This is a genomic window from Olleya sp. KJ81-1, assembly GCF_055808135.1.
Genome location: NZ_CM147854.1, coordinates 1,031,545 through 1,047,233 on the forward strand (window position 1 = coordinate 1,031,545; position 15,689 = coordinate 1,047,233).

Here is a 15,689-nt window from a genome sequence, read left to right on the forward strand (position 1 = left end):
CAAAACCTCGCAAAAATAAGCATTTTTTTTGATTATTTATTGATTCCTTCCAATTCGAATAAAAATACATATTCTAAAGCGACTTCTTTTAATGCTTCAAAACGTCCAGAAGCTCCACCATGTCCTGCATCCATGTCTGTTTTAAGTAGTAAAATATTTTTATCTAATTTACAGTCTCTTAATTTAGCTACCCATTTTGCAGGTTCCCAATATTGCACTTGCGAATCGTGCAAACCTGTAGTGACTAACATATTTGGATATGCTTGAGGTGTCACATTATCATATGGTGAATATGACTTCATGTAATTGTAATAATCCTCTTCATTTGGATTTCCCCATTCGTCATATTCTCCTGTAGTTAGTGGTATACTATCATCTAACATAGTCGTTACAACATCTACAAAAGGTACTGCAGCGATAACACCATTGTATAATTCTGGATTCATATTAATTATTGCTCCCATTAATAATCCTCCTGCACTTCCACCCATTGCATAAAGGTGTTGGCTAGAGGTATACTTGTTTTCAATTAAAAATTTAGAACAATCTATAAAATCTGTAAATGTATTTAATTTGGATTTTAGTTTTCCGTCTTCGTACCAAGGACGTCCTAAATACTCGCTACCTCTAATATGAGCAATTACATAGATAAAACCTCTATCTAACAAGCTAAGTCGTATTGAAGAGAAATAAGGGTCTATTGTTGCTCCATATGAGCCATATGCATATTGTAACAACGGACTATTTCCGTCAAGTTTTGTTCCTTTTTTATACACTACAGACATTGGTATTTTTACGCCATCTTTAGCTGTTGCCCAAACTCTTTGTGATATATAATTATCTTTATTAAATGAATCATCTAATACTTGCTGCTCTTTTTTTACCGTTTTTGTTTTAGTCTTTAAATCATAATCGATTATAGAGCTTGGTGTTGTTAAAGAATTAAAAGAGTATCTTAAATAGTTGCTATCAAAATCTGGATTATTACCTATATCTGCTGTGTATGTTTCACTTTCAAAATCTAAATAATAGTCTTCTTTACCATCCCAACTAATAATTCTTAACTGATTTAAACCATTTTCTCGTTCGTTTACAATTAAATAGTCTTTAAAAATCTCTATATCTTCTAGCAAAACATCTTTACGATGCGGAATGACATCTTCCCAATTAGCCTTATCTGTATTGGTTTCGGCTACTTTTTGAAGTTTAAAGTTGGTTGCTTCATCCTTATTTGTAATGATGTAAAAATTATCTTGATAGTGCGCTATTGAATATTCAAGGTTTCTTTCGCGCTCTTGAAAAATTTTAAATTCACCATCAGGTGTATTGGCATCTAAAAACCTATATTCTGTAGTTTGCGTACTTGAACTACCAATTACTAAATACTTTTTAGATTTGGTTTTATACACAAATGTATTAAAGGTATCATCCTCTTCATGAAAAACGATAGTATCTTCAACACTATTTTGACCTAGTTTATGCTTATATATTTTATCCGATCGTAAAGTAACTTCGTCTTTTTTGGAATAAAAAAGTGTTTTGTTATCATTAGCCCAAGTCGAGCTTCCTGTGGTATTTTCTATTTTATCCTCAAAAACTTCATTTGTAACTAAGTTTTTAATAAACAATGTGTATTGTCGTCTACTAACAGTATCAATAGAATAGCTTACTAATGTATTATCTGGACTTATTGAGATACCACCTAGTTTAAAATAGCTATAGCCTTTAGCCATTTTATTACAATCAAAAAGAATTTCTTCTTCAGCATCAAGATTATCTTTTTTTCTAGTGTAAATTGGGTAATCCTTTCCAATTTCGTATCTAGTTATATACCAATACCCATTTAATTTGTAAGGTACACTTTGGTCATCTTCCTTAACTCTTGACTTCATCTCTTCAAATAAAGACTTTTGAAAAGTTTCTGTATGTTTTAAAACAGATTCAGTATAAGTATTTTCAGCATTTAGATAATCTAAAACCTCTTGGTCCTCTCTTTGGTTTAACCAAAAGTAATTATCTACTCTAACATCATTATGTATACTAAGTTTTTTTCTATTTTTTTTGCAATAGGTGCAGAAACGTTAGTGCTAACTTTCATCATTTTAATTCTTATTTTTCTGAAGAGCACAAATGTAAAACTTAAAATTAGTTTGAATTATACTTTATTGATATTTAATTACACTTAATATTTACTTATAATTAATAAATTTGCAGGATTAACTTTAAAATCAAATAAAATGTTTGGAGATTTAATGGGTAAATTAAAAGAAACCCAAGAAAAAGTAGAGGCTACAAAAAAAGGATGGATACCGTTTTAATTGACGAAAAAAGTACAGACGATTTACTTAAAGTAACATTGACTGCCAATCGCGAAATTAAATCTATTACAATTGATGATGCTTTATTAGAAGATAAAGAACAATTGGAAGATTATTTAATTTTAGTACTTAATAAAGCTATTACTAAAGCTACTAATGTAAATGAAGCTGAAGTTGCTGCTGTCGCTAAAGACGGAATGCCTAACATTCCAGGAATGGATATGTTTAAATAATTTATTTTATACAAAGTAAAAAAGGAAGCCAAATTGGCTTCCTTTTTTTATTTATGAAAAGTATTTACTAAATATTATTCAGCATCGATAACTCTAAATTGAGTACGTCTGTTTGCTAAATGCTCTCTTTCTGTACAAGATACACCATCAGAACATCTGTTAGTTAATCTAGTTTCACCAAATCCATTAGATACAATTCTTGAAGAATTGATTCCTTTAGAGATTAAGTAGTTAGTTACAGCTTGAGCTCTTCTTTCTGATAAAGATCTGTTAGACTCTTTAGAACCTCTTGAATCTGTATGAGAAGCAATCTCTACTGATACACCATTTTGTAAAACTGGTAATAATTTAGCATCGATTTCTCTTTTTGAAGCTGCTGTTAAAGTAGCAGAACCTAATTCCCAGTTTACATTAAGATCATTATAAGCTACTAACTTACAATCTACTTCAGCCCAAGATGTTAACCCACCTTTAGTTTGTAGTACTTCTTTAGTTACAGTTTTGTTAACCGCAGGAACAGTTACTTCTTCTACTCTAGCATCGCTAGCTAAAACCGTTTTCTTGTACGTAGCAGTTTTTTGAGGCACTTCAATAACTCTTGTTGTTGGAGGTGTTACCATTACTGTACGCTTCATTGTAGTAGACGTTGAAGGAATATCAACAACTCTTGTAGATTCTGGAGTTATAACAGTTTTTCTGATTGTAGTCATTTTTGCTGGTACATCAGTCGCTCTTGTTGTAGGAGGTGTAGCCATTACTGTACGCTTCATAGTAGCAGTAACCTCTGGAATAGCTGTTACTCTTGTTGTAGCTGGTTCTAAAACCACAGTACGTTTCATTGTTTTAGTTACAGCAGGAATTTCAATAACTCTTGTTGTTGGAGGTGTTACCATTACTGTTCTCTTAACTTCATTAGTTACAGCAGGAATAGTAATAACTTTTGAAGTTGGAGGAGTTACCATTACAGTTCTCTTAACTTCTTTAGTTACAGCAGGAATATCAATAACTCTTGTAGTTGCTGGAGATACTAAAACTGTTTTTTTGATTGTTTTAGTAATAGCAGGAATATCAATAACTCTTGTTGTAGGAGGTGTTGTCATTACAGTCTTTTTAACTGTTTTAGTAACAGCAGGAATATCAATAACTCTTGTTGTTGCAGGCGTTTGAACTACACGTCTAGTGTAAGTACCCATACCACAATCTTCAGCATTGTTCTCACCTTGATCACATCCTGGCTTAGTAATAACTTGAGCATCATTAGCTAACTCTGTAGTGTTAACTGTAATGTTTTGAGCTGGTATATTTTTATAACACCAGTATCTACAATCGTTAGGATCGTTTGATTGACAATCAACAGCTGGAGTATCACTCATTCCCCATTTAGCAGTTGCAGGCTTAACTTCGATAGTTTGGTAACCAGAAGTAAACTTAGCAGGTACTACAGATAAAGTAGATCCAAATTCTTGTTTCTTATAAGACAATGTTTCAGTTCCCCATTTTGCAGGTATAACTTCTAAACGTTGGCTAGCATTTTGTACTACAACTTCAAAACTTTCAGATCCATATTGAGCAGGAACTATCTCTACTCTAGAAGATGCAGGTTGTACAACAACTTCAACATTTTCAGTTGTCCATTTAGCAGGAACAACTTCTAAACGTTGACCTCCAGAATTTACAACAACAGTTTCTGTTCTTGTTTCGTATTGTGCTGGTACAGTTTCTAACTTAGTGTAAGCAGCTTGTACAACAACAGTTTCTGTTCTTGTTTCATATTGAGCTGGAACAACTTCTAAACGTTGACTAGCTTCTTGAACAACAACTTCAAAACTTTCAGATCCTAGCTTAGCTGGAATAACTGATAAAGATTGTGCAGCATCATTAGATACGATTTGAAAATTTTCTGTAGCATATTTTGCAGGTACTACTGATAATTCTTGATAACCTGGTTGAGTCATCATCTCTTCTGTAGTAGTATCTGTAGATCCAGCAACTTTCTCTAATCTCTGAGAAGCTTCTTGCGTCACTACTTCAAAAGATTGAGTTTCGTATTGTGCAGGTACTACAGATAATTCTTGTCCTGCAGACTGTACAACAAACTCCTCATTCTCTGTTCTGTATTGAGCAGGAACAACTTTTAGCTTCTTGTACGCAGGAGCAACTTGCACTGTTACATCTTGGTTAACCCATACATCTGGAGTCACACAACGTTTGTAACATTTTCCTGGTTCAGGATTTGTTGGTAAATCTTGTGCGAATGCAATGGTGCAGACTACAAAAGATAAAAATGTTAGTAATACTTTTTTCATTTTTAATAATTTAAATGGTTATTTGATAAATATATAGCCGAACTAATAACGACTGTTCACTAATTTCAAGCAAAAAAAATACATATCAAACTATTATTACTTTTAATTCTTAAAATTTAGTTAAAATTCGCCAAAGAGTAAATAAAAGCGTTAAACAACAATTGTTTTTTAACATATATTAAATCAAAAAAATTACTAAAAAATAAATTTTACAATTTACTTATCACTTCTAACACTCTATCGTGCTGATTATCATCATAATTCAAATGCGTTACCAATCTTAACTTATTGCTTCCCATTCCAATTATCTTAATGTTTTTGTCAGAAAGTGCTTCCAAAAATATTTTTTCTGAATATTTATCATTAAGCTCAAAAATTACAATGTTTGTTTCAACAGGTTCTACCTTTTTAACAAATGAAGATTTGGTTAATGCAACTTCTAATTCAATTGCTTTTTTATGGTCTTCAGCTAATCTTTCAATATTATTTTCTAAAGCATATAATCCTGCTGCAGCTAAAAAACCACCTTGTCTCATTCCTCCACCTAAAATTTTTCTAATTCTAATTGCATTGCTCATTATAGTTTCATCTCCAACTAAAACAGATCCTATTGGACACCCTAATCCTTTACTTAAACAAACCGAAATAGTATCAAATGCTTCTCCATATTGTAAAGTCGTTTGGTTTTTAGCAACTAAGGCATTCCAAAGCCTTGCTCCATCAAGATGAAAACCTAAATTATGATCCTTACAGACTTGTTTTATCTTTAATATTTCATTAAAATCCCAACACGCTCCACCTCCTTTATTGGTTGTATTTTCAATTTCGACTAAAGTTGTTAATGGACTATGGTAAAAATCGGGTGGATTAATGGCTTCAATCACTTGTTTTGCAGTAAACATTCCTTGTGTACCATCTAACAAATTACAAGATACACCACTATTAAAAGAGGCTCCTCCACCTTCATAATTATAAATATGTGCATACTTATCGCAAATAACTTGGTCGCCTGGATTAGTATGTAATTTGATGGCTGTTTGATTAGCCATAGTACCACTAGGAAAAAATAAGGCATGAGACTTGCCAAATAACTTAGCAATTTTATCCTCAAGAGCATTTATGGTTTCATCTTCCTTATATACATCATCTCCTACTTGCGCAGATAACATTGCTTCCAACATTTCTGGACTAGGTTTAGTTACTGTATCGCTTCTTAAATCTATAGTCATATTAAATATTTTATTACAGTATAAAACTATTAAAAATTGTTGGCAAATATTTTTAAATGTTAGTAATAATTCTATTTTTGTTGTAAACCAAAATTAATATATGATCACTTTAGAGAATATAAAAGATCTTAATACTCGCCTGACATCATTAAGGCAATATCTTTGACATTGATGCTAAGCTAATTGCGCTTCAAAATGAAGAAGAGCAAACTTTTGATCCCAGTTTTTGGAACGATTCTAAAAGTGCAGAATTGGTAATGAAATCCATCCGAGAAAAGAAAAAGTGGATCAATGATTACAACCAATCAAAAGTTTTAATTGAAGATTTAGAAGTTATTTTTGAATTTTTTAAAGAAAACGAAGCTACATTGGCAGATGTAGAAGATCGCTATACCAAAGCGCTAACTTTAATTGAAGATTTAGAATTTAGAAACATGTTATCTGAAGAAGGTGACAGTCTAAGTGCTGTATTACAAATTACAGCTGGAGCTGGAGGAACAGAAAGTTGCGATTGGGCTAATATGTTAATGCGTATGTATTTAATGTATGCCGAAAAAAATGGTTTTAAAGTAAAAGAACTAAATTTTCAAGAAGGTGATGTTGCAGGAATAAAAACAGTAACCCTTGAGATTGAAGGAGACCATGCATTTGGATGGTTAAAAGGTGAAAATGGAGTGCACAGATTGGTGCGCATATCTCCTTTTGATAGTAATGCAAAACGACATACTAGTTTTGCTTCAGTTTATGTATATCCTTTAGTGGATGATACTATTGAAATTGAAATAAATCCAGCAGATATAGAAATTACAACTGCAAGATCAAGTGGTGCAGGTGGACAAAACGTTAATAAAGTTGAAACCAAAGTACAATTAACGCACAAACCCTCTGGCATACAAATTTCTTGCTCAGAGACTAGATCACAACACGATAATAGGTCTAGAGCTATGCAAATGCTAAAATCGCAATTATATGAAATTGAATTGCAAAAACAATTAGCACAACGCGAAGATATTGAAGCTGGTAAAATGAAAATTGAATGGGGAAGTCAAATCCGTAATTACGTTTTACATCCTTACAAATTAATAAAAGATGTTAGAAGTGGTCACGAAACAGGTAATGTTGACGCTGTTTTAGATGGTAACATCGAGCCCTTTTTAAAAGCCTATTTAATGATGATGGGACAACAAGAAGTAGATAACGAAAACCTTTAAAAATGATTAAAATTTATCATAATCCAAGATGTAGTAAATCTAGACAAGGATTACAATTATTAGAAGATTCTAATAAAAAATTTGAAGTTATTAAGTACCTAGAAACCCCTTTAACAGCAAAAGAATTAAAGGAAATCTTATCACTTCTAAAAATAAAACCAATAGATTTAGTGAGAAAAAACGAAGCTATTTGGAAAGAAAACTACAAAAACAAAACCTTAACAGATGCCCAAGTAATAGAGGCTTTAATTAATAACCCTAAATTAATTGAAAGACCAATCGTTACTAATAAAGACAAAGCTGTTATAGGTCGACCAACAGAGTTAATCTCTAGCATTTTATAGTATAAAATTATTAATAGCAACCAAAATTTCCCTTAAACTAATGATAGTAATATATCACAATCCTGAGTCTTCAGACTCAAACGCTTGCTTAAAAATACTTGAAACACATAAACACGATCACGAGGTCATAAAATATCAAGATAAGCCATTAGATAAAATTAAACTTGTTAAAATAATTAACATACTTAACATTAAACCTGAAGAGCTTATTAGAAAAGAAAGTAAAATTTGGGTAGAAAACTTTAAACATTTAGAAGATGATGGTCACCTGTTTAATGATGACAGCTTGATAGATATAATGATTGAGTATCAAGATCTTATTGAAAGACCAATAGTTATAAATGGCGAAAAAGCTGTAATAGGCAAACCTGCAAAACGTATTTTTGATATCATTCCGCAGCAAAAAGCAACACTATAATTACTCGTTTTTTATTTAACAAACCTTTAACCAAACCTACTTAAACCTATCGGTATTTTTGCGGTCATACTAAGAAAACCAAACTTATGACTAAAAAAATTATTTCATTTTGCGTATTAATTTTATGCCTGAATCTTGCGTTGGCACAAAATAATGATCAAAAAATGGTAACCATTAAAGGAAAAATACTTGAAAAAGATACCAATGCACCTTTAGAGTATGCCACAGTAGTATTTAAAAATACAACTAATCCAGCAGATCTTTCTGGAGGTATTACTGATGCATCTGGTAATTATTCAATCGAAATTAAATCAGGAACCTACAATATTAGTTTTGAGTATATTGGTTTTAAAACCGAAGTTTTACCAAACAAATCCATAACAGATAATCAAACCTTTAAAACGCAATACTTATCCATTGATGCTGAAGCTTTAGATGAAATTGAAATTATTGCTGAAAAGACAACTGTTGAAATTAGACTGGATAAAAAAATATACAACGTAGGAAAAGATTTAACTGTACGTGGTGGAACTGTAAGTGACGTTTTAGACAACGTACCATCAGTATCTGTTGATGTTGAAGGTAATGTTGCTTTACGCGGAAATGATAACGTACGTATCCTTATTAACGGTAAACCATCAGGATTAGTTGGATTAAATTCTACCGATGCATTAAGACAATTACCAGCCGAATCTATTGAAAAAGTTGAAGTTATTACTTCGCCTTCTGCTAGATATGAATCCGAAGGAACAGCAGGTATACTTAATATCATCTTAAAAAGAAGTAAGTTAGAAGGTTTAAATGGTGCCATCACAACTAATGTTGGTTACAATCCTTCAGCAGGAATTAATGGAAACATAAATTACAGAACTGGAGATATTAATATCTTTAATACTACTGGTTACAGCTATAGAGAAGCTCCAGGAAACTCGTTTACATCAACACAATACAAATCATCTGGAAATTTTTTAGACGAAACAAATACTTTTGATCGTATTAGAAAAGGACTTACTACTAATTTTGGTGTAGAATGGTATGTTAACGATTCTGCTTCATTAACAACATCTGTTTTGTACAGAGATAGTGATGATGAAAACAGTACGACCAACCTATTAGAACAATTTGACCCAAACCGAAACTTGCTGTCTACAACCGTTAGATTAGATCCAGAGTTTGAAGAAGACAAAACAATACAATACGCTTTAAATTTTCAAAAAAATTATAGCGATAGTGGACACGTTTTAACTTTTGATTTTCAATATGAAGATAGCTCAGAAAACGAAAACTCATTAGTACAAGTAGATAACGTAATATCAGAACGTGTTGCAACTCTAGAAGATCAACAACAAATTTTACTGCAAACAGATTACGTTTTACCTATTGGTGAAAATAGCCAATTTGAAGCAGGTTATAGAGGTAATTTTAACACCACATCTACAGACTTTCAAGTAGAGTTATTAGATACAGATACTAATCAATTTGAATTAAGTACAGATCTTACTAACCTTTTAAACTTTAAAGAATATCTTAATGCTGTATACACACAATATGGTACTAAAATTAATAAATTTTCATTTTTATTAGGTCTTCGTTTAGAAAATACACAGTTAACTATTGATCAACCTACAACAGGAGATTACAACAAAAGAAACTTTACAGGATTATTTCCTACCGTTAATCTTAATTACGAGTTTAGTGATAGAGAAAATTTAACTTTAGGTTACGCAAGACGTTTAAGACGTCCTCGTGGATTTTTCTTAAATCCTTTTCCTTCTAGATCAAGTGTAACTAATTATTTTCAAGGTAATCCTGGTTTAAACCCAAGTTACTCTGGTCAATTTGACTTAGGTTACTTAAAACGTTTTGGAAAATTTACATTTAACTCGTCATTATATTATGCACACGCTACAGACGTATTTAATTTTGTAAGTTTTGATACAGGAGATACTGCTATAGTAAATGGAGAATCGTTACCAATCATACAACGTACACCTATTAATTTAGCAACAGAAGACAGGTATGGTTTTGAGTTTACACTAACCTACAACCCATCTAGAAATTGGAGAGTTAATGGTAACTTCAACTTTTTTCAAAACGACACAAAAGGAACAACTCCAAACGGATTATCTTTAGACAACACAAACAACAGCTGGTTTGCACGTATCAATAATAAATATACATTACCAGGAGAAATTGATTGGCAAACTAACTTAAATTATAGAGGCCCAAGTGAAGATGCCCAAACTAAATCTGAAGGTATATTTACAACTACTATGGCTTTTAGTAAAGATTTATTTGGAGATAGTGCTTCTATAGCCTTTAACGTTAATGATTTATTTAATAGTAGAAAACGTCAACAAAACACTTCTACTCCAACTTTTGATGCTTACAGCGAGTACCAATGGAGAGAGCGTAGTTTTAACTTAGCCTTTACATACAGATTTAACCAGAAGAAAAAACGTGTAGAACGTGGAAGCTATGGTGGAGACGATGATTTTGAAGGATAGTATATCGTACTTTTACAAAAATAAAAATGTTGCTAATAATTATTAGCAACATTTTTTTTGATTGAGTAATTAGTATCTAAAATAGATTGTAAAAACAAAAAAGGGAAACTCGTTAGAATTTCCCTTTTTTTATATAATTGATTAAAATTAAGCGTTACGCTTAGCTTTTTTCTCTTCTTTAATCTCGTTTAAACGCTCTATTAAACTTCCTCCAATCCAATAAGGAACTACAAAAGTTATTAAAAATATCATTAACCAAAACCCTATGGTTAAGATAGTTAAAAATGCTAAAAAGCCTAAATATTGGTCAAATTCGAACATAATGTGTTTAATTTCTAGTTTATTATTACTGCAAAGATAAAGTAAACTTGTTTTTTATACAATACAAAGTCAAAAATTATTAACATAGTTGTTAATAACCTTATAAATTATCCTTTATTACTTCAGATATTAGTCGATTTTTACTTAGCGTATGCACCTGATGAGTACGTTAATTCGTAACTATGTGTGTACACTTCAAACACAATACCAAATGGATCTTCCACGTAGCACATTTTAAACGGTTTGTCTTCTGGATAATACGCTCTAATTGGCATTCTTTGTTTTCCTCCAAACGCCACAATTTTTTCAACTAACGCTTCAATATTTGGGTCCTGAACGCAAAAGTGAAATAAACCCGTATTAAAAGGACTAAATTCTGGAGCTTCCTTTACACCATTTGGAAAAGAAAATAATTCTATTCCTATTCCATCAGACGTAGCTAAATGCGCAATTTCAAAAGTAGTCCAATCATCTCCAAAAACATCTATACACATCTGCCCTATTGCTGTTTCCTTTTCTTTTTTAACAATAGACGGTTCCATAATTACATACCATCCCATAACTTCAGAATAAAATTTAACAGCTTCCTTAATATCAGGAACCGTTATGCCTACATGAGAAAATGATTTTGGATAATTTTTTATTGTTTCCATAATTTATATTTTTTTCAAAATTACTATATATTTGCCTTATAGGCAATAACTTACTTAAAAGTAACATAGTTACCCAAACGAGTAAATTATTGATTATAAGAAACATATAATTAATATTTAGATTATAATAATGAAATGTCCTTTAAATTATACCATGGGTTTGATTGGTACTAAATGGAAACCCTTAATATTGTTTCACTTATTAGATGGTGGTTTACGTTCTGGAATGTTACAACGTAAGATTGAAGGCATCTCTAACAAAATGTTTACTCAAACGGTAAGAGAATTGGAAAAAGATGGCTTAATAATACGTACCGTTTTTCCTGTTGTTCCTCCTAAAGTAGAGTATAAACTTAGTAAACGCGGACAATCATTAGAGACTATTTTAAAAAGTATGGATACGTGGGGTTTAGAAGATTATAAACACGTCGTATAACTAAAATTAATCAATAAAAAAACTAGCAATATTGGTCTTTTTTCTACTATAATTCACCAAAGTTATTTTTAATAAAATTTTATAAACAGAGGATATTAAACTCTACAATTTTCGTAATTTCGTAATCTTAAAATTAATCAATCTTTATAATGGAATATAGAATAGAAAAAGATACCATGGGCGAAGTTAAAGTACCTGCAGATAAGCTTTGGGGTGCACAAACAGAACGTTCTAGAAATAATTTTAAAATTGGTAACGTAGCCTCTATGCCTTTAGAAGTGGTATATGGTTTTGCGTATCTTAAAAAAGCTGCTGCTTATACCAACTGCGAACTTGGTGTTTTACCAATTGAAAAAAGAGATCTTATAGCTAAAGTTTGTGATGAGATTTTAAATGGTCAACATGATGATCAATTTCCTTTAGTAATATGGCAAACTGGTTCTGGAACGCAATCTAACATGAATGTTAATGAGGTTATTGCAAATAGAGCACACCAAATTGCAGGAAAAACTGTTGGAGAAGGCGAAAAAACTATCCAACCTAATGATGATGTAAATAAATCGCAATCATCAAATGATACGTTTCCAACAGGAATGCATATTGCTGCTTATACTAAGATTGTAAAAACAACAATTCCAGGTGTAAAACAATTACGTGATACTTTAAAAAAGAAATCAGAAACTTTTAAAAACGTTGTTAAGATAGGTCGTACCCATTTAATGGATGCAACACCTTTAACTTTAGGTCAAGAATTTTCTGGTTATGTCTCTCAATTAGACCATGGATTAAAAGCTTTAGAAAACACTTTGCCTCATTTAAGCGAAATAGCTTTAGGTGGTACTGCTGTTGGAACAGGTTTAAATACACCTAAAGGGTATTCTAAACGTGTAGCAGAATATATAGCAGAATTTACTGGACAACCATTTATAACTGCTCCTAATAAGTTTGAAGCATTAGCAGCACATGATGCAATTGTAGAAAGTCATGGTGCTTTAAAGCAATTAGCTGTATCATTAAACAAAATTGCTAATGATATACGTATGATGGCTTCAGGACCAAGATCTGGAATAGGCGAAATTATTATTCCAGCAAATGAACCAGGAAGTTCTATCATGCCAGGAAAAGTAAATCCAACACAATGCGAAGCGTTAACAATGGTTTGTGCACAAGTAATGGGTAACGATGTTGCTATTACTGTTGGTGGTACACAAGGACATTACGAATTGAATGTATTTAAACCAATGATGGCTGCAAATATTTTACAATCTGCGCAATTAATTGGTGATGCTTGTGTTAGTTTTGATGTAAACTGTGCTGCAGGAATAGAACCTAACCATGAAGTTATTAAAGAATTACTTAATAACTCATTAATGTTAGTAACTGCTTTAAATACTAAAATTGGATATTATAAAGCTGCTGAAATTGCTAATACAGCGCATAAAAACGGAACAACTTTAAAAGTAGAAGCTGTTAACTTAGGCTATGTAACTGCTGAAGATTATGACGAGTGGGTTAAACCAGAAGACATGGTTGGTGCTTTAAAATAGTACATTATAATATATCTTAAATTAAAAAACCGATAAGCTTACTTATCGGTTTTTTGTTAGTTAGTTATTAATTATAAATAGGGATGGTTTTAAATAACCATTACAAGTTTATAACTAATTAAATTTCTATTCATTAACATATGTTAATAAATACTATAGTTTTGCTCTAATCCTACTTAATTGCACTGGAGTGATACTTAAAAATTTTGCAATTTGATATTGCGGTATCAAATTATCAATATTTGGTATAACTTTTCTTAATTTTAAATAACGCTGCTTCGCATTCATTGTTAGTAGCTCAATATGTTTAGCATCATGCTGACACAATAATTGTTCTAAAAACTTAGCATGAAAACCAAGTACCTCTGCATTAGTTTCACAAAGTGCTTTATACTTAAAGTAGTCAACCTCGTAAATTTCGCAGTCGGTTAAAGACTCGTAAATACACTCAGAAGGCGTTTGATTAATTAACGCACGAAATGACGCTAAAATAATTCTGGGTACAAAAATTGATTTTGTTACCTCTTTCCCATTTTCTAATCTAACATAGGAGCGCATAACCCCTTTATTTATCATATATATTTTATTAGGAACGTCTCCTATATTTACTAAAACAGTTCCCGATTTAACTTGCTTAATATGAGCAATTTCATAAACCAAATTAAAAGACGCTTCGGATATTGGATAAAATGATGTTATATAAGATTTAATTTCATTGTAATACATTGGCTTTTCAGCTACCATAATAATTATTTACACACAGGTTAAATGTATCATTTTAAATGATGAAGCCTATAAATTTTCGATGTAGCGCATTAATATTAATATAATAAGTAATGCAAAAAGAATTATTCAGTACTATGCATTTTATCTATATTTGAACTTAAATTATTGCCCAATTATGACCATACTTATTACAAATATCAAGGAATTACTTCAAGTAAGAGATGAAACTATTTTAAAAGTTTCTGGTTTACAAATGAAGGAATTACCAACTATAAAAAACGCCTACCTATTAATTGATAATGACACAATCGTAGATTATGGAGAGATGTCTGACGTTAAAGGTATAAATGCGGACCAAATTATTGATGCGTCAGGTAAATTGGTCTTACCTACTTGGTGTGACTCGCATACACATATTGTGTACGCTGGCGACAGATCTCAAGAGTTTGTAGATCGTATTAATGGTTTAAGTTATGAAGATATAGCTAATCGTGGAGGTGGTATTTTAAATAGCGCAAAAACACTGCAGGACACTAGTGAAGATGACCTGTATAACCAATCTGTTACACGACTTAAAGCTGTTATGAGTTTGGGTACAGGTGCAATCGAAATAAAATCTGGTTATGGTTTAACTCCTGAAGCAGAAATTAAAATGCTACGTGTTATAAAACGACTTAAAAAAGATTTTCCAATAAAAGTTAAAGCCACCTTTTTAGGTGCTCATGCATTACCATTAGCGTTTAAAGATAATAAACAAGGTTATTTAGATCAGATAATTAATGACATGTTACCTCAAATTGCTAAAGAAAATTTAGCGCAATATATTGATGTATTCTGTGAAAAGGGATATTTTGATTTAGACGATACAGCACAAATACTTAAGGCTGGACAAGACTATAATTTAATTCCTAAAATACACGTTAATCAATTTAATGCTTTTGGAGGTATTGCTTTAGCTGTAAAACACAATGCTATAAGTGTTGATCATTTAGAAGAATTAAATAACGAAGACATTAATGCTTTAAAAGACAGTAATACAATGCCAGTTGCGTTACCTTCTTGCTCTTACTTTTTAAGTATACCCTACACACCAGGAAGACAATTAATTGATGCTGGACTACCTTTAGCTTTAGCTACGGATTATAATCCTGGCTCAACACCTTCTGGAAATATGAATTTTGTTGTAAGTACTGCATGTATAAAAATGAGGTTAACGCCTGAAGAAGCCATTAATGCTGCAACACTAAATGGTGCTTATGCAATGGGAATATCAAAACAATATGGTAGTATTACCAAAGGAAAAAAAGCTAATATAATAATTACTAAACCTATATCAAGCTATAATTATTTACCCTATGCTTTTGGTGATAACCATATAGAAATAGTAATAATTAATGGTGAAATAATCTAGTAAACCATAAGTACCTTATGTTTTAAATA

At 31.4% G+C, this 15,689-nt stretch carries 12 protein-coding genes and 2 pseudogenes; 8 read left to right on the plus strand and 6 right to left on the minus strand.

What is annotated here, in order from left to right; genetic code table 11:
* Positions 1 to 32: 32 nt before the first annotated feature.
* Positions 33 to 2,098 (minus strand): annotated as a pseudogene (locus AC0L3M_RS04850) (S9 family peptidase).
* Positions 2,099 to 2,237: 139 nt separating this feature from the next.
* Here AC0L3M_RS04850 and AC0L3M_RS04855 point away from each other — a divergent pair.
* Positions 2,238 to 2,551: pseudogene (locus AC0L3M_RS04855) on the plus strand (YbaB/EbfC family nucleoid-associated protein).
* Positions 2,552 to 2,625: 74 nt separating this feature from the next.
* Here AC0L3M_RS04855 and AC0L3M_RS04860 read toward each other — a convergent pair.
* Positions 2,626 to 4,857, minus strand: a complete 2,232-nt coding sequence (locus tag AC0L3M_RS04860) for an OmpA family protein (RefSeq protein WP_473432029.1) — start codon at positions 4,855 to 4,857, stop codon at positions 2,626 to 2,628.
* Between the two features lie 209 nt (positions 4,858 to 5,066).
* Positions 5,067 to 6,086, minus strand: coding sequence for a threonine aldolase family protein (locus AC0L3M_RS04865; protein WP_473432030.1), 1,020 nt, complete (start codon positions 6,084 to 6,086; stop codon positions 5,067 to 5,069).
* A gap of 100 nt (positions 6,087 to 6,186) precedes the next feature.
* Between AC0L3M_RS04865 and prfB the strand changes: the two genes are divergently transcribed.
* The 4 genes from prfB to AC0L3M_RS04885 all read left to right on the plus strand — a co-directional run bounded on the left by prfB (position 6,187) and on the right by AC0L3M_RS04885 (position 10,566).
* Positions 6,187 to 7,297, plus strand: a protein-coding gene (gene prfB / locus AC0L3M_RS04870; RefSeq protein WP_145001816.1) for a peptide chain release factor 2 whose coding sequence is annotated in 2 segments (ribosomal slippage) — positions 6,187 to 6,249 and positions 6,251 to 7,297 — 1,110 coding nt in all. Because the reading frame shifts where the segments join, the coding sequence is not laid out codon by codon here.
* 2 nt (positions 7,298 to 7,299) lie between these two features.
* The gene (gene arsC / locus AC0L3M_RS04875; RefSeq protein ID WP_473432031.1) at positions 7,300 to 7,641 is read left to right on the plus strand and encodes an arsenate reductase (glutaredoxin); all 342 of its coding nucleotides are present in this window, start codon (positions 7,300 to 7,302) and stop codon (positions 7,639 to 7,641) included.
* Between the two features lie 40 nt (positions 7,642 to 7,681).
* Entirely contained in the window at positions 7,682 to 8,059 is a 378-nt protein-coding gene (locus tag AC0L3M_RS04880; protein WP_145001818.1) for an arsenate reductase family protein, read from the plus strand.
* 86 nt (positions 8,060 to 8,145) lie between these two features.
* Positions 8,146 to 10,566 (plus strand): TonB-dependent receptor, encoded by a 2,421-nt coding sequence (locus AC0L3M_RS04885; protein WP_473432032.1) that lies wholly within the window; start codon positions 8,146 to 8,148, stop codon positions 10,564 to 10,566.
* Between the two features lie 147 nt (positions 10,567 to 10,713).
* Here the strand turns inward: AC0L3M_RS04885 and AC0L3M_RS04890 are convergent, their stop codons facing one another.
* Positions 10,714 to 10,887 carry a hypothetical protein gene (locus tag AC0L3M_RS04890; protein WP_162874834.1) on the minus strand — a complete coding sequence of 58 codons (174 nt, stop codon included), beginning with the start codon at positions 10,885 to 10,887 and terminating at the stop codon, positions 10,714 to 10,716.
* A gap of 140 nt (positions 10,888 to 11,027) precedes the next feature.
* Positions 11,028 to 11,540 (minus strand): VOC family protein, encoded by a 513-nt coding sequence (locus AC0L3M_RS04895; protein ID WP_473432033.1) that lies wholly within the window; start codon positions 11,538 to 11,540, stop codon positions 11,028 to 11,030.
* Positions 11,541 to 11,670: 130 nt separating this feature from the next.
* Here AC0L3M_RS04895 and AC0L3M_RS04900 point away from each other — a divergent pair, with 130 nt between their 5' ends.
* Both AC0L3M_RS04900 and fumC read left to right on the plus strand, forming a co-directional pair.
* Positions 11,671 to 11,976, plus strand: a complete 306-nt coding sequence (locus AC0L3M_RS04900; RefSeq protein WP_292944985.1) for a winged helix-turn-helix transcriptional regulator — start codon at positions 11,671 to 11,673, stop codon at positions 11,974 to 11,976.
* 149 nt (positions 11,977 to 12,125) lie between these two features.
* Positions 12,126 to 13,523 carry a class II fumarate hydratase gene (gene fumC / locus AC0L3M_RS04905; RefSeq protein WP_292944982.1) on the plus strand — a complete coding sequence of 466 codons (1,398 nt, stop codon included), beginning with the start codon at positions 12,126 to 12,128 and terminating at the stop codon, positions 13,521 to 13,523.
* A 153-nt stretch (positions 13,524 to 13,676) separates the two neighbouring features.
* Here fumC and AC0L3M_RS04910 read toward each other — a convergent pair whose 3' ends face one another.
* Complete coding sequence (locus AC0L3M_RS04910) at positions 13,677 to 14,267, minus strand: Crp/Fnr family transcriptional regulator (RefSeq protein ID WP_292944979.1); 591 nt, start codon at positions 14,265 to 14,267, stop codon at positions 13,677 to 13,679.
* Between the two features lie 157 nt (positions 14,268 to 14,424).
* On the opposite strand from AC0L3M_RS04910, the gene hutI reads away from it, so the two are divergent.
* The gene (gene hutI / locus AC0L3M_RS04915) at positions 14,425 to 15,660 is read left to right on the plus strand and encodes an imidazolonepropionase (protein ID WP_473432034.1); all 1,236 of its coding nucleotides are present in this window, start codon (positions 14,425 to 14,427) and stop codon (positions 15,658 to 15,660) included.
* Positions 15,661 to 15,689 lie beyond the last annotated feature (29 nt).